Annotated in this window: 19 protein-coding genes and 1 tRNA gene; 5 read left to right on the top strand and 15 right to left on the bottom strand. The window is 73.4% G+C overall.

The window, feature by feature from the left end:
* Window positions 1-18: 18 nt before the first annotated feature.
* Window positions 19-2,400 carry a glycosyl hydrolase family 95 catalytic domain-containing protein gene (locus tag EDD28_RS04955; protein WP_123738599.1) on the bottom strand — a complete coding sequence of 794 codons (2,382 nt, stop codon included), beginning with the start codon at window positions 2,398-2,400 and terminating at the stop codon, window positions 19-21.
* Window positions 2,401-2,468: 68 nt separating this feature from the next.
* Window positions 2,469-3,476, bottom strand: a complete 1,008-nt coding sequence (locus EDD28_RS04950) for a LacI family DNA-binding transcriptional regulator (RefSeq protein WP_123738598.1) — start codon at window positions 3,474-3,476, stop codon at window positions 2,469-2,471.
* A 176-nt stretch (window positions 3,477-3,652) separates the two neighbouring features.
* Here EDD28_RS04950 and EDD28_RS04945 point away from each other — a divergent pair, with 176 nt between their 5' ends.
* The 4 genes from EDD28_RS04945 (at window position 3,653) to EDD28_RS04930 (ending at window position 8,039) form a co-directional block, all read left to right on the top strand.
* Window positions 3,653-4,897 carry an endo-1,4-beta-xylanase gene (locus EDD28_RS04945; protein ID WP_123738597.1) on the top strand — a complete coding sequence of 415 codons (1,245 nt, stop codon included), beginning with the start codon at window positions 3,653-3,655 and terminating at the stop codon, window positions 4,895-4,897.
* Between the two features lie 124 nt (window positions 4,898-5,021).
* Complete coding sequence (locus EDD28_RS04940; RefSeq protein WP_245968034.1) at window positions 5,022-6,158, top strand: Gfo/Idh/MocA family protein; 1,137 nt, start codon at window positions 5,022-5,024, stop codon at window positions 6,156-6,158.
* A 91-nt stretch (window positions 6,159-6,249) separates the two neighbouring features.
* The gene (locus tag EDD28_RS04935; RefSeq protein ID WP_123738595.1) at window positions 6,250-6,954 is read left to right on the top strand and encodes a ThuA domain-containing protein; all 705 of its coding nucleotides are present in this window, start codon (window positions 6,250-6,252) and stop codon (window positions 6,952-6,954) included.
* Window positions 6,927-8,039 (top strand): Gfo/Idh/MocA family protein, encoded by a 1,113-nt coding sequence (locus tag EDD28_RS04930; protein ID WP_123738594.1) that lies wholly within the window; start codon window positions 6,927-6,929, stop codon window positions 8,037-8,039. Before EDD28_RS04935 ends, EDD28_RS04930 begins: the two co-directional genes overlap by 28 nt.
* 40 nt (window positions 8,040-8,079) lie before the next feature.
* Here EDD28_RS04930 and EDD28_RS04925 read toward each other — a convergent pair whose 3' ends face one another.
* From EDD28_RS04925 to EDD28_RS04910, 4 genes are all read right to left on the bottom strand, one after another.
* Window positions 8,080-9,081, bottom strand: coding sequence for a LacI family DNA-binding transcriptional regulator (locus tag EDD28_RS04925; protein WP_123738593.1), 1,002 nt, complete (start codon window positions 9,079-9,081; stop codon window positions 8,080-8,082).
* A 127-nt stretch (window positions 9,082-9,208) separates the two neighbouring features.
* On the bottom strand, window positions 9,209-11,041 hold the full coding sequence (locus EDD28_RS04920; protein ID WP_123738592.1) for an amidase family protein: 1,833 nt from the start codon (window positions 11,039-11,041) through the stop codon (window positions 9,209-9,211).
* 50 nt (window positions 11,042-11,091) lie between these two features.
* Complete coding sequence (locus EDD28_RS04915) at window positions 11,092-11,919, bottom strand: cohesin domain-containing protein (protein ID WP_123738591.1); 828 nt, start codon at window positions 11,917-11,919, stop codon at window positions 11,092-11,094.
* A gap of 156 nt (window positions 11,920-12,075) precedes the next feature.
* Window positions 12,076-12,921 (bottom strand): alpha/beta hydrolase, encoded by an 846-nt coding sequence (locus EDD28_RS04910; RefSeq protein ID WP_148059550.1) that lies wholly within the window; start codon window positions 12,919-12,921, stop codon window positions 12,076-12,078.
* An 87-nt stretch (window positions 12,922-13,008) separates the two neighbouring features.
* On the opposite strand from EDD28_RS04910, the gene EDD28_RS04905 reads away from it, so the two are divergent.
* Window positions 13,009-13,350, top strand: a complete 342-nt coding sequence (locus tag EDD28_RS04905; RefSeq protein ID WP_123738589.1) for a VOC family protein — start codon at window positions 13,009-13,011, stop codon at window positions 13,348-13,350.
* 5 nt (window positions 13,351-13,355) lie between these two features.
* Here the strand turns inward: EDD28_RS04905 and EDD28_RS04900 are convergent.
* The 9 genes from EDD28_RS04900 to EDD28_RS04860 form a co-directional block, all read right to left on the bottom strand.
* Window positions 13,356-13,447, bottom strand: a tRNA-Ser gene (locus EDD28_RS04900).
* Between the two features lie 63 nt (window positions 13,448-13,510).
* On the bottom strand, window positions 13,511-14,539 hold the full coding sequence (locus tag EDD28_RS04895; RefSeq protein WP_123738588.1) for a LacI family DNA-binding transcriptional regulator: 1,029 nt from the start codon (window positions 14,537-14,539) through the stop codon (window positions 13,511-13,513).
* Window positions 14,540-14,681: 142 nt separating this feature from the next.
* Window positions 14,682-15,389 carry a gluconate 2-dehydrogenase subunit 3 family protein gene (locus EDD28_RS04890; protein ID WP_123738587.1) on the bottom strand — a complete coding sequence of 236 codons (708 nt, stop codon included), beginning with the start codon at window positions 15,387-15,389 and terminating at the stop codon, window positions 14,682-14,684.
* Between the two features lie 64 nt (window positions 15,390-15,453).
* Complete coding sequence (locus tag EDD28_RS04885; protein WP_123738586.1) at window positions 15,454-17,106, bottom strand: GMC family oxidoreductase; 1,653 nt, start codon at window positions 17,104-17,106, stop codon at window positions 15,454-15,456.
* A gap of 61 nt (window positions 17,107-17,167) precedes the next feature.
* Window positions 17,168-18,115 (bottom strand): aldo/keto reductase, encoded by a 948-nt coding sequence (locus tag EDD28_RS04880; RefSeq protein ID WP_123738585.1) that lies wholly within the window; start codon window positions 18,113-18,115, stop codon window positions 17,168-17,170.
* A complete protein-coding gene (locus EDD28_RS04875; RefSeq protein ID WP_245967921.1) occupies window positions 18,112-19,206 on the bottom strand; it encodes a LacI family DNA-binding transcriptional regulator in 1,095 nt (364 codons plus the stop codon). Before EDD28_RS04875 ends, EDD28_RS04880 begins: the two co-directional genes overlap by 4 nt.
* On the bottom strand, window positions 19,203-20,210 hold the full coding sequence (locus EDD28_RS04870; protein WP_123738584.1) for a Gfo/Idh/MocA family protein: 1,008 nt from the start codon (window positions 20,208-20,210) through the stop codon (window positions 19,203-19,205). The genes EDD28_RS04875 and EDD28_RS04870 overlap by 4 nt, the downstream gene beginning before the upstream one ends.
* Window positions 20,211-20,267: 57 nt before the next feature.
* Complete coding sequence (locus EDD28_RS04865; protein WP_123738583.1) at window positions 20,268-21,368, bottom strand: nitrilase-related carbon-nitrogen hydrolase; 1,101 nt, start codon at window positions 21,366-21,368, stop codon at window positions 20,268-20,270.
* Between the two features lie 43 nt (window positions 21,369-21,411).
* Window positions 21,412-22,488 carry a substrate-binding domain-containing protein gene (locus tag EDD28_RS04860; RefSeq protein WP_123738582.1) on the bottom strand — a complete coding sequence of 359 codons (1,077 nt, stop codon included), beginning with the start codon at window positions 22,486-22,488 and terminating at the stop codon, window positions 21,412-21,414.
* Between the last annotated feature and the right edge of the window lie 44 nt (window positions 22,489-22,532).

The raw sequence follows: 22,532 nt of genomic DNA, 5'->3' as shown, positions 1-22,532 counted from the left end.
CGCGCGTGGCGAGCCGGCTCAGGACAGCGCGAGGCTCACCGTCGACCCGCCCGACAGCTCGACCTCCCGCGCGCCACCGGTGGGCGAGAGGAGACGGTAGGTGACGTCGCGATCGGCGCCGAGCGCGACGCGGACGGGCTCGCCGGCGGCCCAGCCCAGGTCGAGGCGTCCACCGCCGCGCAGCCGGAGCCCGCGTGCGCTGCCCGAGCGCCACGGGCAGGCGGGAAGGAGCCGGACGAGCCGGACGCCGTCGTCGTCGCGCTCGTGCGACTGCACCAGCGCCTCGGCGACCGCGGCCGTCACGCCCAGGTTCCCGTCGATCTGGAACGGCGGGTGGGCGCAGAACAGGTTGGGGTAGATCCCGCCGCTGAGCCCGACGTCGGTGACGGTCGGCGGCACCGTCCGGGTGAACCGCTCGAACAGCCGGGCGACGTGCTCCGGCTGCCCGAGCCGAGCGCGGAGGCACAGGCGCCACGCGAGCGACCACCCGGTGCTGTCCTCGCCCCTGGCGTCGAGCGTCGCGGACGCCGCGCGGGCCAGCTCGGGCGTCGCCCGGGTGATGCTGCGACCGGGGAACAGGCCGGCGAGGTGGGACTGGTGCCGGTGCAGCGGGTCGGACTCGGGCGGGTCGCCGTGCCACTCGGCGATGCGGCCGTCCGCCAGCACGCGGGTCGGGGGGAGCGCGGCGTGAGCGCGGGCGACCCGGTCGTGCAGCTCGGCACCGACCAGGTCGCGGGGCAGGGCGAGCACACCGTCGAGCAGGTCCCGGACCAGCTCGATGTCGCTGGTGGCGGACGTCGTGACGGCGCTCGGCCGCCCGTCCGGAGCCAGGTAGTCGTTCTCGGGGCTCGTCGAGGGCGTCGTGCCGAGGGTCCCGTCCGGCATGGGCTGCAGCCAGGCCAGGGTGAACTCGACCGCCCCCGCGACGGTGGGCCAGACGGCCTCGGCGTCGCTGCGCCGCCCGGTGAACTCCGCGGTCTCCAGGAGCTGCCGCGCCAGCCACACCCCGCCCATCGGCCAGAACGACCAGCTCAGCTCGTCGTCACCGCGGCCCGTCGGCAGGGCGAACCCCCACTGGTCGCTGTTGTGGTGCGCGACCCACCCCGGGGCGTCGTAGAGGCCGCGCGCGGCGTCCCGTCCCCGCGCGGCGAGCACGCGCACCCAGTCGGCGAGGGCGTCGGCGCACTCGGACAGCCCGGTGGTGTGCGCCGGCCAGTAGTTCATCTCGAGGTTGATGTTGAGGGTGTAGTCGCTGTTCCACGGCGGCGTCCGCGACTCGTTCCAGATGCCCTGGAGGGTCAGCGGCGGCGTCCCCGGGCGCGACCCAGCGATCAGGAGGTAGCGCCCGTAGGCGAACAGCCGGGCGACCAGCTCGTCGTGCTCGTCCTCGCCCAGCTCGACGTCGACGCGGTCGAACAGCGCGGCGTGGTCCGCCACGTGCTCCGCCAGCAGGTCGGGGACGGACCGCTCGGCGGCGACGGTCGCGGTGTCGCCGGCCCGCGCCAGGAGGATGCCGGTGTCGCCGTGGCAGGGCGCCCGGTCGTCGTCACCGCCGGCGTCGGTGGCCGTCGCGAGGACGAGGGTGAGCGTCGAGGCGTCCTCGACCCGGATCCCGCCGTCGACGGCGACGAGCCGCCCGTCCGTGCGCACGTGCGCCGTCGCGACGGCGCTGACGGCCGGGCCGTCGTAGCGCAGCGGCTGGACGGCACCGGCCTGCCACGGCAGCAGCTCGTGGGGCATCCGGGTGACGAGGTCGATCCTCGCCCCGGCCGGCCTGCCTGCCACGTCGTCCGGGTCCGCGACGATCCTCGCGGTGACGGTGGTCGAGGGGTGCGGGGAGGTCAGCCGCACGAGCAGGCTCTCGGCGGCGGACGACGTGCGGTGCAGCACCAGCGCCTGGGCCGGGTGGCTGACGAAGGTGAGCTGGGTGGTGCGGACCCCGTCGTGCTCCCAGGTGTGCTCGGCGACGGCGCGCGCGAGGTCGAGGGTGCGGGTCCCCAGCGGGGGAGCCTCCTGACCGGCCGGGAGGCGGTCGGCGCCCTCGCGGGTGATCTCGATGTCCACCAGCGGCTGGAACGACTGGCTGAAGCCGCCCTGGAGCCGGCGCAGCTCCTCCTCGGCCGCTCGGACGTCGCCCTCCGCGAGGGCGGCGCGCGCCCGGGCGAGCCGCGCCGGCCCGTCGTCGGCCACCTCGCCGCGCGCCGAGTCCGGCGAACCGCTCCAGCACGTGGCGTCGTTGACCTGGGTCCGGTCGACGTCCGGCCCGCCCCAGCACATCGCGCCGATCGTCCCGTTGCCCAGCGGGTAGGCCTCCGTCCACGCGTGCGCCGGCGTCGCGGCGGTCAGTCGGTGGCGAGCGGGTCCGTCGGCCGCCGTCCGCGGCGGGCTGGGAGGAGCCATGGGAGGAACTGTATCGATAAAGAGGAGGTCGCCGGGAGGGCCGACGTCTCGGTGCGCCCGGCCGGTCGTCAGGGCAGGGGTGCCACCGAGTCCCGCTCGATCAGGCGGACCTGCCCGACGAGGTGCCGGGGTGAGGCCGAGGGGTCGGCGATCCGCCGCTCGATGAGGTCGGCGATCGTGCGCGCCACCTCGGCCCGCCCCGCGTCGATCGTCGTGAGGGCCGGGACGGTCCACGCCGAGGCGACCAGGTTGTCGTACCCGACGACGCCGATCTCCTCCGGCACCGCGCGGCCCAGCCGGTGGAGCGCCGCGAGGACGCCGGTCGCGATGTCGTCGGTGATGGCGAAGTAGCCGTCCGGGTCGAGGCCGGCGGCGTGCGCCGCGATCACCGCGTCGTGGGCCTCCTCCGCGCTGTAGCGTCCGTCGCTCAGCACGAGCCGCTCGTCGACGGGCAGGCCGCGCTCCTCGTGCGCCGCGATCCAGCCGTCGGTCCGGAGGCGGGCCGTCGCGTCGTCGCGCTGGAGGTCACCCCCGACGACCGCGACGCGGCGAGCCCCCGAGTCGAGCAGGCGGGTGGTCGCGAGCCGGGCGCCCTCGATGTTCGCGAGCTGCAGGTGGTCGAACCTGGCCGGCATCTCCCGCTCGCCGAGGAGCACGACGGGCGGCGACTCGGCGAGCGTCGCGAGCTCCTCCCGCTCGAGGCCGGCCACGCTCAGCACGACGGCGTCGTAGCGCTGCAGGCGCGCGCGGGAGAGCGCCGCGAGCTCGTGCTCCCGCGACGCCTCCGACTGCTCGACGGCGAGGTGGCGTCCCCTGGCGGTGAGCTCCGAGGCGAGCGCGTCGGCGAGCTCGGCGAAGTAGGGGTGGGAGAACCGCGGCACGATCAGCCCGACCGTCCCGGTCTGGCCCGAGCGCAGGTGGCGCGCGCTCAGGTTGATCTCGTAGCCGAGCTCGGCGACCGCGGCCAGGACCCGGTCCCGGGTCGACGTCTTGACGTACGGGCGGTCGTTCAGCACGTTGGAGACGGTCATCACGGAGACGCCCGCGAGGCGCGCCACGTCGCTCATCGTGACCATCTCCGCCTCCTGCGCCCATCGGTCCCGGCCCTCGTCCGGACCCCGGAGCCAGCGTACGGGGGGCGCGGGCCTGTGCCGTCCCGGCGCCGTCGAGGTCGGTTTGCCGACAAAGTTTTATCGATATAAGGTGGGATCGCCCGACCGGCACAGCCGCCGTACGTTCAGAGAGGAACGCCGTGCCCGACGACTTCAGCTTCCGCCACGTCGATGCCCGTCTCGTGCTGCTCGACGCCGAGGGCCGGCCCTGCCCGGGCGCCGTGGTCCGCGTCGAGCAGGTCCGGCACGCCTTCGGCTTCGGCGCCACGGGATCGGGGATGGACCTGGTCGAGAGCGAGCTGCAGGAGCTCTACCTCGACCTCTTCGACACCGCGACGCTGTCGTTCTACTGGGGGCGGTACGAGCCGGAGCCGGGACGGACCGCCCTGGAGCCGACCCTCGCGACGGCGCGGTGGTTCGCCGAGCGCGGCGTCCGCCTCAAGGGGCACCCGCTCGTCTGGCACACGGTCAAGGCGCCGTGGGTCGACCGGCTGCCGCTGGCGGAGGCGGAGCGCCTGCTGAGGGAGCGGATCCGGCGCGAGGTGCGCGACTTCGCGGGCGTGGTGGACACGTGGGACGTCATCAACGAGGTCGTCATCATGCCCCGCTTCGTCAACGAGCCCGACGGCGTGCCCAACGCGATCACGCGGATGGCAGCGGAGAAGGGGCGCGTGGAGATGGTGCGCCTCGCCGTCGAAGAGGCGCGCAGCCAGGGCACCGAGCCGACGCTCGTGCTCAACGACTTCGACCTCGGACCCGAGTACGAGCGGCTCGTCGCCGACGTGCTGGACGCCGGCATCCGGATCGACGCGATCGGCCTGCAGTCCCACATGCACCAGGGGTTCCGCGGTCGCGACCAGCTCTGGGAGATCTGCGAGCGGTTCGCCGGCTTCGGCCTCCCGCTGCACTGGACCGAGACGACGCTCCTGTCCGGCGACCTCATGCCGGCGCACATCGAGGACCTCAACGACTACGTCGTCGACTCCTGGCCGACGACCCCCGAGGGCGAGGCCCGGCAGGCGGACGAGATCGTCCAGCACTACTCGACGCTCGCGGCGCACCCGGCGGTCGAGGCCGTCACGTACTGGGGCTTCTGCGACCGCGACCAGTGGCTGGGCGCCCCGTCGGGCCTGGTCCGCGCCGACGGGACCCCCAAGCCGTCCTACTGGGCGCTGCGCGACCTCGTGCGCGGCGACTGGTGGTACGAGCCGCACGAGGTGGTGGCCGACGCCGACGGGTGTGTCCGCGTGAGCGGCGGCTGGGCCGGCCGCTACGCGCTGACCCGAGTCGGCGACGCCCCCGGTGTCGACACCCGGGGTGGCGGCGCCCGCGTCGAGGTCGACCTCCCCGCCGGTCCGACGCGGGACCTGAGCGTCACCCTCTGACCGACCGCCGTCCCCGGCCGGTCGTGGTCCGTCACGAGCCACGTCCGTCACGATCGAAGAAGGAGGCGCCGTGGGCGCACAGTCAGGTCCCGTGCTGAGGGTCGCCCTCGTCGGAGCCGGGTTCATGGGGCGGGCGCACAGCCACGCGTGGCGCACCGCCGGGTCGTTCTTCGACCTGCCCCGCCGTCCCGAGCTCGCCGTGCTCGTCGGGCGCGACCGCGAGCGCGCCGACGCCCTCGGCGCCGGGTTCGGCTGGCGCGAGGTGTCGACGGACTGGCGTGACGTCGTCGCGCGTGATGACGTCGACGTGGTGGACATCTGCACGCCGGGCGACCTGCACGCCGAGATCGCCGTCGCCGCGCTCGAGGCCGGCAAGCACGTGCTGTGCGAGAAGCCCCTCGCGAACTCCGTCGAGGAGGCCGAGACGATGACCGCGGCGGCCGCGGCGGCCGCCCGCCGGTCCGGGACGGTCGCGATGTGCGGGTTCAGCTACCGCCGCACCCCGGCCCTCGCCCTCGCCCGCGAGCTCCTCGCCGCCGGGGCGCTCGGCGAGGTGCGACACGTCCGCGCGCAGTACCTCCAGGACTGGCTGGTCGACCCCGACGCCCCCATGACGTGGCGGCTCGACGCCGCGAAGGCCGGCAGCGGAACCCTGGGGGACATCGGCGCCCACTCGATCGACACGGCCCAGTGGCTGCTCGGCTCGCCGATCCGCGACGTCTCCGCCGTCCTGCGCACCTTCGTCCCGACGCGCCCGACGCTCACCGAGCAGGTCGGCCTCGGGGGCCGCGGCCGGGTCGAGGGGGAGCGGGAGGCCGTCACAGTCGACGACGCGGCGGCGTTCACGGCGCGGTTCGCCACCGGGGCCCTCGGCGTCTTCGAGGCGACCCGGATGGCGACCGGACGGCGCAACGCCAACCGGATCGAGATCAACGGCACGCTCGGCTCGGTGGCGTTCGACTACGAGCGCAGCAACGAGCTCGAGGTGTACGACGCGACCGCGCCGGGGCCGGCGGGCTTCCGGCGGGTCCTCGCGACGGAGCCGGAGCACCCCTACATGTCGGCCTGGTGGCCGACCGGGCACGGCATCGGGTACGAGCACGGCTTCACGCACCAGGTGGTCGACCTGGTGCGCGCCATCGCGGGGCAGGGCGAGGCGTCCCCGTCGTTCGCCGAGGCGCTGCAGGTCCAGCGCGTGCTCGACGCCGTGCAGCGCAGCGCGGCGGACGAGTCGCGGCTGACCTCCGTCGCCCTGGACTGAGCCGGCCGCGTCGCGCGCCGGAGCGAGGACGACCGACCGGGACACCCGATCGGTCAACGAGAGCAACGAGAGCAAAGAGAGAGGAAGACGCATGACGCGACGCGCCATGGTGGTGCGCGGTGGCTGGGACGGTCACCAGCCGGAGGCTGCGACCGACCTGTTCATCCCGTTCCTGAGGGAGAACGGGTTCGAGGTGAGCATCGAGACCGACAACGAGGTGTACGCCGACGCCGACCGGATGGCCGCGCTCGACCTCGTCCTGCAGTCCGTGACCATGTCCGAGATCTCGTGGGACGCGCTCACGGGTCTGCGGCGGGCGGTCGAGCAGGGGCTCGGCCTCGCCGGGTGGCACGGGGGGATCGCCGACTCCTACCGCAACAGCTCCGACTACCTCCAGCTCGTCGGCGGGCAGTTCGCCACCCACCCGGGCAAGGAGCCGCACCTGCGGGAGGGCGACGCGAGCGACAACTACCTGCCGTACACGGTGGAGATCACCGAGCTCGGGCGGGAGCACCCGATCACCGCCGGGATCGAGGACTTCGAGCTGGAGACCGAGCAGTACTGGGTCCTGCACGACGACCTCGTCGACGTCCTCGCGACGACGACCCACCCGGTCCGGCCGTGGCACCCGTGGCACCGCCCGATCGTCTCGCCGGCCGTGTGGACCCGCCTGTGGGGCGCCGGCCGCGTGTTCGTCGCGACGCCGGGCCACTCGCCGGACGTGCTGGAGCACCCGAGCGTCCGCACGATCGTGGAGAGGGGGCTGCTGTGGGCGAGCCGCACGGAGTCGGCATAGTCGGTCTCGGGGTCATCCTCGAGGCCTACCTCGCGACGCTCGCCGACCACCCGCGGGTCCGGATCGTCGCCGTCGCCGACCTCGACCCGGAGCGGGTGAGGACGCAGGCGCAGCGACTCGGCGCCCGGGGCTGCACCCTGGCGGAGATGCTCGACATGCCGGAGGTGGAGACCGTCCTGGACCTCACCACGCCCGCGGCCCACGCCGCCGTCGCGCTCGCGTGCGCCGCCGCCGGCAAGCACCGGCTGGGCGAGAAGCCGATCGCGGCGACGCTGTCCCAGGCGTTCGACGTGGTCGAGGCCGCCGGCGCGGCCGGGACGATGCTCGGCTGCGCGCCGGACACCGTGCTCGGGACCGGCGTCCAGACGGCGCGGGCGTGCGTCGACGGAGGTCGGATCGGCCGTCCGACGTCGGCGGTCGCGACGTGGATCTCGCCCGGGCACGAGTCGTGGCACCCCAACCCCGACTTCTACTACGCGGCGGGCGGCGGTCCGCTCCTGGACATGGGGCCGTACTACCTCACGAGCCTCGTGCACCTGCTCGGGCCGGTCCGCGCCGTCACCGGTGCGGCGTCGAGCCTGCGCGGGACGCGCACCATCGGGTCGGGACCGCGCGCCGGGCAGAGCGTGCCGGTGGAGGTGGCGACGCACGTCGCGGGGACGCTCGAGCACGTCGACGGCGCGATCTCGACGATCACGGTGAGCTTCGACGGGTTCGGCTCGCGGGCGCGTCCGATCGAGGTCCACGGCGAGGACGGCTCGCTCGTCGTCCCCGATCCCAACGGCTTCGGCGGCACCGTCGAGGTGCTGACCCGCGGTGACGGGGAGTGGCGCGAGGTGCCGCCGAGCGCGGGGTTCGTCGACGGCTCGCGGGGTGTCGGTCTGCTGGAGATGGTCGGCGCGGCCGGCCTCCCGCGGCAGGGCGACGGCTCACCGCGCGCGAGCGGCGCCATCGGGCTGCACGTCATGGACATCATGAGCGGGCTGCTGGACTCGGCGCGCGAGGGGTCCCGCGTGCTCATGGCGACCTGCCCGCAGCGCCCCGAGATCGTGCCGCTGACGCCGTTCGACGTCTGGCACGGCTGACGGCCGACGGGTTGACGGGGCGGCCGTGCGCCGGGCGGGCTCAGCCGCCCGGCGGCGCGGTCGACTCGCGGACCACGAGCGCGGTGGCGAGGTCGACGCGCGGCGACCTCGCCACCGCGCCGCGGTGCAGGTCGAGCAGCATGATCGTCGCCTCCGCCGCCATCTGCTGGAGCGGCTGGTCGACCGTGGTGAGCCGGGGCGCGAGCCAGTCGGCGAACGGGAGGTCGTCGTAGCCGACGATCGAGAGGTCCTCGGGCACCCGCAGCCCGAGCTCGCGAGCCGCGCGCATGACGCCGACCGCCTGGTGGTCCGACCCGGCGAAGATGGCGGTCGGAGGGTGCGGGAGGGAGAGCAGCGACCGGGCGTGCTCGTAGCCGCCGCTGACCTCGAAGTTGCCCCAGCGCACGAGCTGGGGGTCGCACGGCACGTCCAGCTCGTCGTGCGCGCTCCGGTACCCGTCGACCCTGGCGCGCGAGCACATCATCGCGTCCGGACCGGAGATCATCCCGATCCGCCGGTGGCCGAGCGCCAGCAGGTGGCGCGTGGCGTCGAGCCCGCCGAACCAGTTGTTGGAGCCGACGGTCGGGACCGCCGCGGGCGGCGCTCCGAAAGTGTCGACGACGACGGCGGGGATGGAGCGGGCCGCCAGCAGCTCGTACTGCACGTCGGCCAGCACCGACATGACCATGATGACGCCGATCGGCCGCCGGAGGAGGACGCCCTCGGTCCACGACTGGGACGGCTGGTGGCGCCCGTGCAGCGTCGTGAGGACGACCCCGATCCCTGCGGCGGACGCGACCTCCTCGACGCCCTTGATCAGCTCGAGGGACCAGGACGTGTCGATGTCGTGGATGACGAGCTCGAGCTGGGAGGACGTCGAGCTCGAGCGGCGTCGGTAGCCCGTCGTCTCGAGCTCGCGCTCCACGCGCCGGCGGGTCTCCGGGGCGACGTCGGCGCGGCCGTTGAGGACCTTCGACACGGTGGGGACGGAGACGCCGACCGCCTCGGCGACGTCCGCGATGGTGACCCTCCGACCGCGCATGTCACCTGCTTCCCGAGCCCCGCGGTCGATCGACCGAAAGTTTCGGTCATCCTACCACCGCCGGGGTCGGTCCGGGCGGTGTCGCCCCCCGGATCGACCCCGGCCGAGGTCGGCCGAGCTGGACAGATCAGCCGAGCGGGCCGTAGCCCGTCGGCGTGACGCGGTGCTGGGTCGCCTGCTCGTAGGCGAACGCCAGGCCGAGCAGTCCGCCCTCGTCGAAGTCGCGCCCGAGCAGCTCCAGGTTGACCCCGGCGCCGGCGATGGTCCCGTCCTCTGGCGTCGCCTGGCCCATCGGCACCGTCACGGCCGGCATCCCCGTGTTGGGGCTGAGCCGCATGTTGGTCGAGAGCGACGCGTAGGGGTTGGTGCTCGGGTACACCAGGGCGTCGAGCCCGGCGTCGTCCAGCATGCCCGTCACCAGCTCCTTGCCGGCGGCGAGCGCGAGCGTGTGCGTTCCGTCGGGACCGGCCCACCCCTCGTACGTCTCGTCGGTCACCGCGGCGCGGGCGACGTAGGAGCCCTGGCGGCCCGTGACGAACCGACCGGAGTCGATGATCTCCTGCAGGCTCCGGTAGGGGACGGCCGGGTCGAGGTTGGCTGCGATGTAGGCGTCCAGGTCGTGGCGGAACTCGTTCGTCGAGCCGCTGGGCTCGGCGAGGACCGCGGCGAACCCGGACGGGGGCGTCACCGGGACGACGACGGCGCCCGCGTCTTCGAGGTCGGCGAGGGCCTGCTGGAAGAGCCGGACCGTCGTCGGGTTGGTGCCGACCATCGCGGGGACGTAGCCGATCCGGGCACCGTCGAGCGCGCCGGTGTCGAGGGAGGCGGTGTAGCTCTCCGGGACGAGACCGGCCTGCGCCTGCGTCACCGGGTCGGTCCCGTCGACGCCCACCACCGCGTCGAGCGCAACGGCGGCGTCCGTCACCGAGCGTCCGAGGGGCCCGGCGGTGTCCTGGCTGAGCGCCAGCGGGACGATGCCGGAGCGGCTGACCAGGCCGACCGTCGGACGGATGCCGACGAGCTGGTTGTAGGAGGACGGGACGCGGATCGAGCCGCCGGTGTCGGTGCCGAAGCCGACGGCCACCAGGCTCGCGGCGACCGCGGCGCCGGTCCCGCCCGAGGAGCCGCCGGCGCTCTGGGTCGTCACGTACGGGCTGGCGACCAGCGCCGTCGTCTGCGGGACCGTTCCCGGCGGGCCGGGCAGGAACGCCGAGAACTCCGAGACGAACCCGAACGCGAACTCGTCGAGGCTCGTCTTCGCGACGATGACGGCCCCCGCCTCGCGCAGCGCCGCCGCGATCGTGGCGTCGGTGGCCGTCTGGTTGGTCTCCCAGCAGGCGCAGCCCGCGGTCGTCGGCAGGTCGAACGTGTCGATGTTGTCCTTGAGGCCGACCGGGATCCCCAGCAGCAGGCTCGTCATCCCCTCCTCGGCGCGCACGGCGTCCGCCTCGGCGGCGGCCGTCAGCGCGGCGGTCGTCGAGGCGGTGATGACCGAGTTCAGCGCCCGGCCGCCGGACGGCACGCGGGTGTCGTAGGCGTCGATGCGCTCGAGGTAGGCCGAGGTCAGGTCCGCCGACGTGATGACGCCCGCGTTCATCGCCGCCTGCATGTCGACGAGGCTCGCCTCGACCAGCTCGAACGGCCCGTCGTCGTAGATCATGCGTCCCGAGACCGCCGCCAGGTCGGCGACGGTCAGGATCCCGTCCCCGTCGACGTCGGCGATCGGGTTCCACGCTGCGTCGCCGCTCACGGCGCCGAGCCCGGCGGCGACGACGTCGAGGTCGGCGACGGTGACCATGGCGTCACCCGTGAGGTCCAGCTCCGTGTAGAAGGGGGCGAGCATCGGTGCGGTGGCCGGCGTGACCGGTGCCGCCGAGGCGGGGAGGGCGGTGCCGACGCCGAGCGCGGTGCCGACGGCGAGGACGGCGACGATGGGACGGGCGCGATGCGCAGCTCGCATGGGGACCTCCGAGGTCGGGGGAGTCGGACCGGGGGCTCCGGGCTGGGTGGTCATCGCCGCGCCGCCTTCCGCCGCACGGCGAGGAACGCGCCGAGGCCGGTGAGCGCGAGCGCGCCCAGGAGGAGCGGGAGCACGTCGGCGCCGGTGGAGGAGAGGCGACCGCCGGAGGAGCCGGAGGTCGCGGTGTCGGTGGGGTCGGGGGCGGACCCGGTCGTCGAGGACGGGCCTGACGCGCCGTCCGAGGTCGTCGGGGAGGCGGACAGGGAGGCCGAGGTCGTCGGTGAGGGGGACGGGGAGACCGACGGCGCTGGCGCGAGGACGGTCACGGTCGTCTCGGGCAGCGTCTCGGGCGAGGAGACCTCGCCGTCGGAGCCGACCAGGTCGAGCGCGGTGACGACGAGCTGGGAGTCGCCGGGTGCGGAGGCGGTGAAGACCAGCTCGACGGACAGCTCGCCGGCGAGCCCGGGCGAGGTGCCGAGGCGGGAGTGCACGACCGCGACCCGTCCGCCGTCGGCGTCGGTCGAGTCGAAGCCGCCGTCGGGCGCGGTCGCGGAGACGAACGTGAGGACGTCGGCGTCGTAGGCGAGGTCGAGGGCGTAGGAGTAGAGGTCCGTGACCTCACCCAGGTCGACGACGACGGAGACGGTCTCCTCGACCGCCACCTCCGCCGGCGCCGTGATCGTGAGGGTCGACGTGGACGGCGCCGCGAGCGCAGCCGGGGCGATCGTCGCGGTCAGCGTCGCGAGCGCGAGGACCGCGATGGTGCGGATCGGCGTGGCGGTGCGGGCGGGCGTGGTGCTCGTGGTTGCGCGTCGGCCAGCGGTCGCGCCGGGGCGCTGGCGCCACCCCCGGGACGGTCGCGTCGGGGCAGGGCTCATGGTGGGGGGTCCTTCCGTGGGGGACCGGCGGGATCGACGCCCGCCGGTCGGGGCGCCCCCGTCGGCCTCCCGACTCTCCCGGGGACGTGTTGCCCCGCCGTTACCGTCGGCGGCGCGCGTCGTTTCGGGGAGGGACCCGCCGTGTTTCGCTACCGCCTACCCGCGGGGCCGTCCCGCGTCCCAGCCGGCGAGCAGCCAGCGCAGCGCGGCCGGGAGGCGCTCGGCCCAGGCGTCCTCGTGGTGCGGGGCCGTCGAGTCGTAGACGTAGCGGACCGGGACGTCGGAGGCGCGCAGGGCGCGCAGCGCCAGCTCGGAGGTGGAGACCTGGACCTCGGCCTCGAACGCGTTCGCGCCCTCGCGCCCGCCGACGTCGAGGTAGACGCGGGCGCCGGTGCGCGGTTCGCGCAGGGCAGCGGCGAGGTCGTCGATGGCGCGCTCGCCGGGGAACCAGAACGAGGTGGAGAACAGGCCCGCGCCGCCGAAGGACTCGGGCCGGGTCTGCCACAGGTAGGCGCTGGCGATCGCGCCGAGCGAGCTTCCCGCGACGATCGTCGAGGTCGGCCCCGGCTCCGTGCGCAGGGCGCGGTCGATCGCCGGCTTGAGGTGGTCCGCGAGGAAGACGGCGTACTCCTCGACGCGTCCGCCGCCGTGCTCGGCGTGGGGGTGCGGCGTGTACTCGCCCGCGCGGTCGGTCGGGTGGCTCGGGATGCCGACGACGATGGCGGGGATCCCCTCCGCGTCGAGGGCGCTCATCGCCTCGCCGACGCGCCAGGTCGCTCCGGCGAACGAGGTCGCGCGGAGGAACAGGTTGCCGCCGTCGTGCAGGTAGACGACGGGGTAGCGGCGGGCGCTCGCGGCCGCGTCGTCGTAGCCGCTCGGCAGCCAGACGGAGAGGTCGGCGCGACGGTCGAGGCCGGGCAGGTCGACGTCGGTCCAGGCGCGCAGGTCGCCCACGGTGTCGTCGTCGACGACGGGCGCGAGCCGTGCGGGGTCGAGGTGCATGGCGCTCACTGTAGGCGGGGGCGTCCGGCGGGGCGGGAGGAACGTTGGTCCCGGGGCCGGGCCGGTGCGGGGGACTAGCCTCGCGCCATGGCCCCGTTCGTCCGCGTCGACTGCGTCACGATCAACTCGCCCGACCCCGAGGGCCTGGCCCGGTTCTGGGCGCACCTCGTCGGAGGCGTCCCGCGGGACGCCGGCAACGGGTTCGTGCTGGTCGACCCGGGCGAGGGGCACGTCCGGCTGCTCTTCCAGAGGACCGGCGCCGTCCCGGATCGCCAGGACCGGGTGCACCTCGACTGCCAGGTTGCCGACCGCGAAGACGCGATCGCGCGGGTCGAGGAGCTGGGCGGGCGACTCCTCGAGCGTCGCAGCGACAGCAACGGCGCGTGGGCCGTCATGACGGACCCCGAGGGCAACACGTTCTGCCTCTAGGGCGATGGCGGAGACGGTGGGATTTGAACCCACGGAGGGCTTGCACCCTCACATCCTTAGCAGGGATGCGCACTAGACCTGACTATGCGACGTCTCCAAGGGCGGCCTGAGCCGCTCGGGAGAGCCTACCCGCCCACTCGCGCGCACACAAAGCGGCCAGTCACGCGCCCCGGTCGGAGTCCGCGCCGACGTGACTGCGGGGCGGCGCCGTCGACGATCGCACCACCAGCTCCGGGGCCGGTGGGTCGACGGCCTCCGTCCCGCCGTCGCTGCCTCCGTCGCCGAGCATGCGCAGGAGCCGTCGGAGCGCCGAGCGTCCGGCCGCCTCGAAGTCGAGCCGTAGCGTCGTGAGCGGCGGCAGGTAGTAGGCGGACTCGGGAGCGTCGTCGAATCCCACGACCGAGACGTCGTCCGGCACCCGCAGCCCCGCCTCGGCCAGCGCCCTGTAGACGCCGAGGCACATCGCGTCGTTGGAGACCAGCACGGCCGTCACGCCCGTCGTCGTCGCCAGCCGCTGCCCCGCGCGGTAGCCGGAGGCGACGCTCCAGTCCTCGCACGGGATCGGCTCCGGCGCGTGGCAGCCAGCGATGGTCAGCTCGCGGCGCCAGCCCTGCTCGCGCGCCTCGGTGGCCATCCAGCCATCGGGCCCGCGGACGAAGTGGACCGTGTCGTGTCCCAGGTCGAGCAGGTGCCGGGTGCCGAGTCGCGCCGCGAGCACCTCGTCCAGCGCGACGGCGGCGTCCGCACCCGTCGCCCCCTGCTCGAACGACACGACGGGCATCGGAAGGTCGAGCCCGGCCAGCGAGTGGGTGGTCTCGACCATCGGGGCGAGCAGGATCACGCCGTCGACCGCGTCGTCCGCCAGGTGCGCCAGCGCCGACCGCACGCTCTCTGGGCTCACCGAGTCGAGCGTCACGAGGTTCGTCGAGTACCCCGCGGCGCGCGCCTCCTCCGACACCCCGAGGAGTGCCAGCGACGGGCTCGTCACCGACAGGGCGTACGTGATGACGCCGAGGCGCTTCGTCCGGTTGGTCACGAGCGCGCGCGCGACCGAGTTCGGTCGGTAGCGGAGCTGGGCGATGGCCTGCTGGACACGCTCGCGCACCTCCGGCGTCACGTGGGTGTAGCCGTTGACGACGCGGGAGACGGTGGGGACGGAGACCCCGGCGAGCCGCGCGACGTCAGCCATCCGGGGTGTCCGCGCGGCTGGCTCTCCCACGTCTCGACTCCCTCGATCAGCCGAGCGCGCCGGTCGCGCGCCCTGTGGGGGAGCCTAGGGGAGGATGCGCCGACGGTGCCGCGCGATCCCACCGCCGGGTCCAGCCGCACCCTCAGCGGTACCGCAGGACGGCGGGGTGACGTTCGTAGGGCCAGGTGGCCTCCGGGATCATGTACTGGACGGTCGTGTAGCTCCCGTCGGTGGTGCTCCTGAGCGACGGCGGGCCGTCGAACCCGATGACGCCCCAGCCGATCCGGTCGAGGTTGCCGCCGTAGACGGGATCGGCGTAGAAGCCCTGGCGCGTGTTGAGGACCAGCAGCGGGAAGAACTCGAGGAAGTCCTCGTTCACCGGCTGGTTCCCCGCCGGCGCCCCGCCCGTCCCGGTGGCATCGCCCGGCACCTCGTACGGCTGCGGTTTCGGCTCGCCCGACAGCTGCTCGAGCACGCGGTCCTGCGCGTCGTCGTCAAGGTCGGCGAAGTCGCGCTCGCCCTCCTGGCGGGCCAGCCGATCCAGCTCCGCGACACCGTCGCGGTAGAGCCGGCCGCGGTGCGCGATGCGCTCGGCCCAGGCCGCGTCGTCCCTGCCGGTCATCCGCAGGAAGCCGGAGCCGTCGGCCGAGGCGAACACGTAGTCCGTGCCGGCGAGCATCCGGTCGATGAATCGGACCACCTTGGCCTCCCGGGCGCCCGGGTGGTGGTCGGTCGGGATGATGCGTGCCGTCGCGGCCTCGACCGTGCGCCACTCGTGGTCGGTGAAGAAGATCGGGTCGTCGTCCGCCGCAGCGGAGATCGGGATGGTGACCCACTCGGCCTGTCCCATGGTTGCTCCTTGGAGTCTCGTTCGTGTCGTGGGATGCGTCGTCCGCGCGTCGGGGGGCCGGTGCTCAGGCCCAGCCGCGCCGGTCGTAGGCGAGCATGTGGTCGACGCACCGCCACGTGTTCGCCATGATCGTCAGCGCCGGGTTGATCCCGGTGGCCGTCGGGAAGAAGCTTGCATCGAAGACGTAGAGGTTGGGCACGTCGTGGGTGCGGCACCAGCGGTCAACGACGGACGCCGCCGGGTCGTTCCCCATCCGGGCCGTCCCCAGCTCGTGCGAGGTGTTCCCGGTGATCCGCTCCATGTTGACCGGGATGACGCGGCTCGCCCCCGCCGCCTCGAGGATCTCGCCGTTCTTCGCGATCTGCCAGCGCTCCTGGGCGTAGTCGTTCGGGTGCGGCGTGTGGGTGATCCGCGCGACGGGCAGCCCCCACGCGTCGACGACGTCCGGGTCGAGATCGACGCGGTTGCTCTCGACCGGCAGGTCGTGCAGCAGTACGCCGATCTTCATCGAGTGGTTGAAGAACTCGCGGTCCGCGTCCTTGGCTGCCTGGCCCCAGGTCGGCTTGCCGGGGAAGGTCCAGTTGATCGGATGGCCGATCATCGAGGGGAAAATGAGCGAGCCGAGCACGTGCCCCCGTGACTCGTCCGTCTGGTAGAAGTCGAACGAGCACAGGTTCATGTAGTGACCCGACCAGCCGTAGAGCGGGTCGTGCAGCTCCCGGTCGAACAGGCCCACCGAGAACGAGTACTGGTGGAACGTCGCGTTCCTGCCCACCATGCCGGAGGAGTTGGCGAGCCCGTCGGGGAACTGCTGGCTCGTCGACATGAGCAGCAGCCGCGGCGTCTCGATGCCGCCGCCCGCGACGATGACGGCCTTCGCCTCCTGGACGAGCTCGGTCCCGTCCGCGTCCTGGTAGAGCACGCCGGTCGCCCGGCCATCCCGGCCGACGAGGATCTCCCGCACGTAGCAGTCCGGACGCAGGTCGAACAGGCCCGTGGCGAGTGCGTCCGGGACGAACGTGATGAGCGTCGAGCTCTTGCCGCTGCCCGGGTCGGGGTACTGCTGCCAGAACCCGTTCTCGCTGAACGGCTCGCGCCCGCGGTACGGCTCGGTCACCATGCCCTGCGGCATCGGGAACGTGCTGTGCCCCAGCCGCTCCATCGCCGTCGCGAACACGCGACCGATCTGGCTGAGGTTCGACGGCTTCGTCGGATAGCCGCGGCTGCGCGGCCCCTCCCAGCGGTTGGCGCCGGCCAGCCCCGACGTGCCGAACTCCCACTCCACCCTCGAGTAGTACGGCTCGAGCTCCTCGTAGGTGATCGGCCAGTCCACGAGGCTCGCCCCCTCGATGTCTCCGAGCAGCGAGTGCATCCGAAAGTCGTCGACCGTCATCCGGGGCACCATCCCGCCCCAGTGCGTCGTTCCGCCGCCGACCACCTGCGGGGTCGCGGAGAAGTTCGTGACGACGGCCTGCTCGGACTCGCTCGCGCGGAACGTGCGCGGCTTCAGCCTGGGGTCCTGCCACAGGTAGTTGCGGTTGAGGATCTTGAGCTCGTCGCCGGACGCGTGCTCCGGCGTGAGCCACGGTCCGCGCTCAAGTCCGACGACCCGCAGCCCCGCCTCCGTGAGCACCTTCGCGGCGGTCGCGCCGCCTGCTCCGACGCCGATGATGACGACGTCGGTCGGCTCCGGCTTCCTCTTCGTGTGCTTGATCATCTCGTCACGCCCTCCTTGGTCGCGATGTCGTGCTGGTCATGGCTGCCCGGTCCGACGCGGCTCAGCCGTCGGCCGCCGGGTGGAAGCCCGCCCTGCCGGGGGCGATGAGGTCGGCCAGGTCCGACCACATCCCGTCGGGGATCGGTGTCTCGAGGAGGTCGCGCACCTGCGCGAGACGCTCCGGCGACGACATCCCGACCACCGTCGACGCCACCCGGTCGTCCCGGGTGGAGAACTGCAGCGCGGCCGCGGCGAGCTGGACGCCGTGGTCGGCGCACACCTGCTCCATGCGGCGGACGCGGGCGATCACCTCCTCGCCGGCCGGCTGGTAGCAGTATCGCGGCACTGCCTGCGGCCCGCGCGCGAGCATCCCGCCCCCGAACGGTGCGGCGTTCACGAACCCGACGCCGCGCGCGGCGCACTCGGCTATCAGCTCCTCGGCGCTGGAGTCGACGAGCGTGTATCGGTTGTGGCTGAGGACCACCTCGAACGCGCCGGTGCGCAGGTAGGCCAGCTCGAGCTCGATGGGTCCGCCCGCGACGCCGAGGTGCCCGATGACGCCGGCCTCCCGCAGGTCCAGCAGCGCCTCGAGCGCGCCGCCGGGTCCCGTCGCCTCCTCGAACGTGATCTTCTCCGGGTCGTGCAGGTAGACGAGCGGCAGCACGTCGAGCCCGAGGCGCTCGCGGCTCTCCTCGACGGATCGACGTACCCGCTCGCCCGAGAAGTCCTGGCTGCCGGGGAGCGGGTCGACCTTGGTGGCGACCAGCGCGTCGGACGGCAGGCCGCCGTGCTCCGCGATCGCGCGGCCGATCCGCAGCTCGCTCGCGCCGCCGCCGTACTCGTTCGACGTGTCGATGAACGGGAACCCGTGCTCGAGCGCCGCGAGGATCGTGTCGATCGCCGTGCGTTCGTCGACCTCGTAGCCGTACTGTGCCGGGAAGCTGCCGAGGGCGCTGGTGCCGACGCAGATCGGCGGGACGGTCAGGCCCGTGGTGCCGAGCGGTCTCATGGGTTCTCCTTGGGAGTGGTGGGGATCGGTGGGGTCGACGACGTCGCCGGGGGCGTTCCCGTGCTGGCGCGGACGACGAGCGTTGGTGGGGTGAGCGGGTCGCTGACCTCCTCGCCCTCGATGAGCGCGAGGAGCTTGCGCACGGCGAGCCGGCCGAGCGCGGCGAAGTCGACGCGCACGGTGGTCAGGGGCGGGGAGAAGTACTCCGACTCGGGGAAGTCGTCGAAGCCGACGACCGAGACGTCCTCCGGGACGCGGACGCCGTGCTCGGTGAGACCGCGGATCAGCCCGAGGGCCGTCTGGTCGTTGGCCGCGAAGACGGCGGTCGAGCCCGAGGCGATCACCCGGTCGACAGCCTCGAACCCGGACGCCGCCGTCCAGCTCGTGGCGACGGGTGCGGGGGCGTGCCGACCCGCATCGGACAGAGCCTCGCGCCACCCGCGGATCCGGGCCGTCGTGGCGAGCCACCCGGCAGGCCCGGACAGGTGGAGGACGGTCTCGTGACCGATGTCGAGCAGGTGCTGCGTCGCGAGCCGGGCTCCGAGCACCTCGTGCGCCGCGAACCCCGCCGGCCGCGGCGGGGCGCCGGGTTCGAAGATGACGAGCGGCACCTCGGTGTGCAGCCCCGCGACCGCGTGGACTGCATCGTCGACCGGGGCCAGGAGCACGATCCCGTCGACGTAGTCGTCCATGAGGTGGCCGAGCGCCCGGCGCAGGGCCGCACGGTCCAGCTCGACCAGGCCGACGAGGTTCGTCGTGTAGCCGGCCTGGCGCGCGGCGTCCGCGATCCCGGTCAGGGCGACGGACGGCCCGTGCTGCGCCAGGCCGTAGGTGACGACGCCGAGGCTCATCGTGCGCCGGGTCGCCAGTGAGCGGGCGGCCGGGTTGCGACGGTAGCGCAGCGCCACGACGGCTTGCTGCACCCGCTCGCGGACCTCGGCCGAGACGTTGGGGTGGCCGTTGATGACGCGCGAGACGGTCTGCGGCGACACCCCGGCGAGGCGGGCGACGTCGGCCATCCGCGGGGCGCGGGCCGGATCGGTCGGTCGGTCGGCGGGCTCGGACGTGCGGCGGTGCGTCGTCCCGGTCATGTCGCGTCCCCCAGGGGCGGCAACCCGGTGGCGTCGCGCAGGTCGAGGAGCAGTCGGAGGCTGCGGGCGTGCTCGGCGACGTCCGTCAGCACGGGCACCCCCGCGATCCCGGCGAGGAACGTGCGCAGGACGTCCGCGAGGTCGGTGTCGTCGTGGACACCCGGCGTCACCGCGCGGGCGGGAGCCACGACCTGGTCGTCCCGGAGCACCGCGAGGTCGCGCACCTCGACGAGCCCGCGCTCGCCCCGGAACGTCCAGTCGCCGTCGTACGGGGTCTCGCGGCCGCGGGCCGCCCACGTGCCGTGCATCGCGACCGTCGCGCCGCCGGACAGGCGCAGGAGCGCCGCGGCGTCGGGGGTGCCGTCGTAGCTGGTCCACGGCGGTCGTGAGCTGGTGGCGGCCAGCACCTCGGCCTCCTGCCCGGTGAGGTGGCGAAGGAGGTCGACGTGGTGGATGGCAAGGTCGTCCAGCAGCGGGTGGGCCAGGGCGCCCCGGCCGCCGTCGAGGAGCTCCCGTCGGGCGATCTCGACCGTGACGTGCGTGAGCGGCCCTAGCGTCGTGAGCTCGACGCGCACCCGGCGCGCCCAGGGGCGCTCGCGGTAGTTCTGGCAGACCATGACGACCCCGGGGGCGCGCGCCGCGACGTCCTCCAGCGCGGCCAGCTCGCCGCGAGCGAGCACGGCGGGCTTCTCCAGGAGCACGTGGAGGCCCCGAGCGGCCGCCTCGCGCGCCGCCGCGAGGTGCAGCGGCACCGGCAGGGTGACGAGGACGGCGTCGAGATCGTCCAGCGCGTCCTCCCATCGCCCGACGTGGCGCACGCCGGTACGCAGCGTCGGGTGGGAGGACGCGCCGGACGGGCCCGTCGCGCCGGACAGTCCGCCTGCGACGGCGACGACCTCGACGTCGGGCTCCGCCTCGAGGACCGGGAGCCAGGTCCGACCCCAGCGCCCGAACCCCAGCACGCCGACGCGGATCGCGTCGCCGGTCCGGCTGCTGCGTGACATGTCGGGCCTCCTTCGTGGTGCGGGTTGACGGGGCGGTGGGGTCGGATCGTGGCCGGCTCAGGCGCCGGGGGCGCGGTACCCGGTCGGCGGAGTGAGGACGCCGCGCTCGATGAGCCGCTCGATGTTCCCGGCCCTCGTGCGCTCCTCGCGGGCGAGCCAGCCCTCGCTCGGCGGAGCGTCGAGGTACTGGTTCTTCGGGTAGATGGGCTCGTCGTAGATCGCGCGGTACTGCTCGGTCCGCAGGTCCTTGAACTGGTTGTAGAGCCCGTTCGCCACGCGGGCGCGGCGCAGCGCCTCGATGTCCAGCGTCGTCGTGACGAACGAGTCGCCCGTCGTCCAGCCCTGCTGACGGGTGAGGATCTGGCCGCGGGGACCGACGATCATCGAGTTCCCGCCGAACAGGTCCTGGACCCCGCCGTCGTCGCGGTACTCGGGACCGAGATTGGGCGCGACGACGTACGCCGAGTTGAACATGGCGTGGGCGCGGTTCTGCAGCTCCCACATCCCGTTCTGGACGGCCGGCTCGATGAGGGTCGGCCGGATGATGATCTCCGCGCCGTTCATCGCGAGCCCGCGCACCACCTCCGGGTAGACGCCCTCGTGGCAGATGGCGATGCCGATGTTGCCGATCTCCGTCCGCGCGACGGGGAAGATCGCGTCCATGACGCTGCCGTCGCCGCGCTTGGCGATGAACTCGTCCCACACGTCGTGCGGGTTCATGTTGCCGAGCATGCCGCCCTCGTAGGCGTCGCTCGTCGCCTTGTACCGCCGGTAGACGATCTCGCCGCGCGGGTCGATGATGAACGCGACGTTGAAGTAGCGGTCCGGGAAGTCCGGATCGGCGACCATGTAGAGCTCGGCCGCGATGAAGGCGTCCAGCTCGACGGCCTTCTTGGCCAGCTCGTCGGTCTCGGGGCCAGGGATCGTCACGGCGAAGTGCTTCTCCCGGGCGCGGTTGCCCGGTGTGTTTGCGATCATGCCCTGGATCGCCATCTCGGGGATGACGACGAGACGGACCGGGGCGCCCTCCCAGGCGCCCACCATGCAGGCCGTGTCGATGAACTGGTTGATCCGCTTGACGTTGCGGACGCCGTCGCCCGGCTGCTTGACGGTGAACGTGCGCGGCGAGACCGCCACCACGGCGTAGGGGTCGATCATGGGTTCCTCCTTGTGTCGAAAAGGGATCGGCTGGTCGGGCTCGTCAGAACTGCCGCGTCGGGTCGTAGAACTCGGCGGCATTGGCGGGCGTGGCGAGGAACGTCTCGATCCAGAACTCCCCGCCGGGGCAGACGGCGTCCTGCGTCTCGCCCTTGATCGCGGCGATGGCCTTCTCCACGGCGGTCTGACCCTGCTTGTACGGCTCGTTCGACGCATTGGCCTGGACCGGGCCGGTGGGGTTGTCGATCATCTCCTTGACGACGGACATCTGGCCGTCGTAGCTCCCGATGACGACCTGGTCGAGGATCCCCGCGTCGTCCAGGCCCTGCTTGATGCCCGGCAGCATGACGTCGCTGAGACTCAGCACGACGCGCAGGTCCGGGTTCGCCGTCGCGATGTCCCGCACCGGCCCGAGGGCCTTGTCGGGCAGCCACTCGCCGTACCGGATCGGCAGCCACTCCACGTCGCCGCTGTAGGACTCGAAGCCCTCGACGACACCCTGGTTGCGCAGGTCGGTCACGGTCTCGCCCGAGTATCCGCCGATGACGACGGCCTTGACGGGCTCACCGCCGAAGTTCTCATCGGCCCACGCCGCGATCTCCTCGCCCATCCCCCGGGCGACCTGGACCTGGTTCTCCGCGACGTAGCAGAACTGCTGGGGCGCCAGATCCTCGGAGAGGTTGGAGTTGACGACGACGAGCGGTACCCCGGCGTCGGTCACCGCGGCGACGCCGGGCGCGACGCCCGTCGGGTCGTGCGGGTTGAGGATGACCGCGTCGACACCCTGCGTGAGCAGCGTCTGGATGTCTGAGTTCTGCTTGACGGTGTCACCGCCGGCGTCGGTCACGATGATCTTCGCGCCGAGCTCGGCCGCCTTGTCCTCGGCGCCCTGGAGCAGGGTCGCCCACCAGTCGCTGCCGGCCAGCCGGCGCTGGGAGAAGCCGATGACGATCGTCTCGCCGTCGCCCTCCCCGGCGCTAGCCGTCTCGCCGGAGGTGGTCTGACCGTCGCCCGACGCGGTCGCGCCGCCGTCGGAGCCCGTGCCGCAGGCGGCGAGCAGGGTGAGGGAGGTGAGTGCTGCGGCCGCTGAGGCGAGCCGCATCGTTGCGTGCTTGCGCATGGTGGTTCCTTTCGTGGTGGCAGGTCGGGACGCGCCGGCGATGA

This window comes from Salana multivorans (assembly GCF_003751805.1).
Taxonomy (GTDB): Bacteria; Actinomycetota; Actinomycetes; order Actinomycetales; family Beutenbergiaceae; genus Salana; species Salana multivorans.
This window is presented reverse-complemented; position numbering and strand designations above follow the sequence as displayed.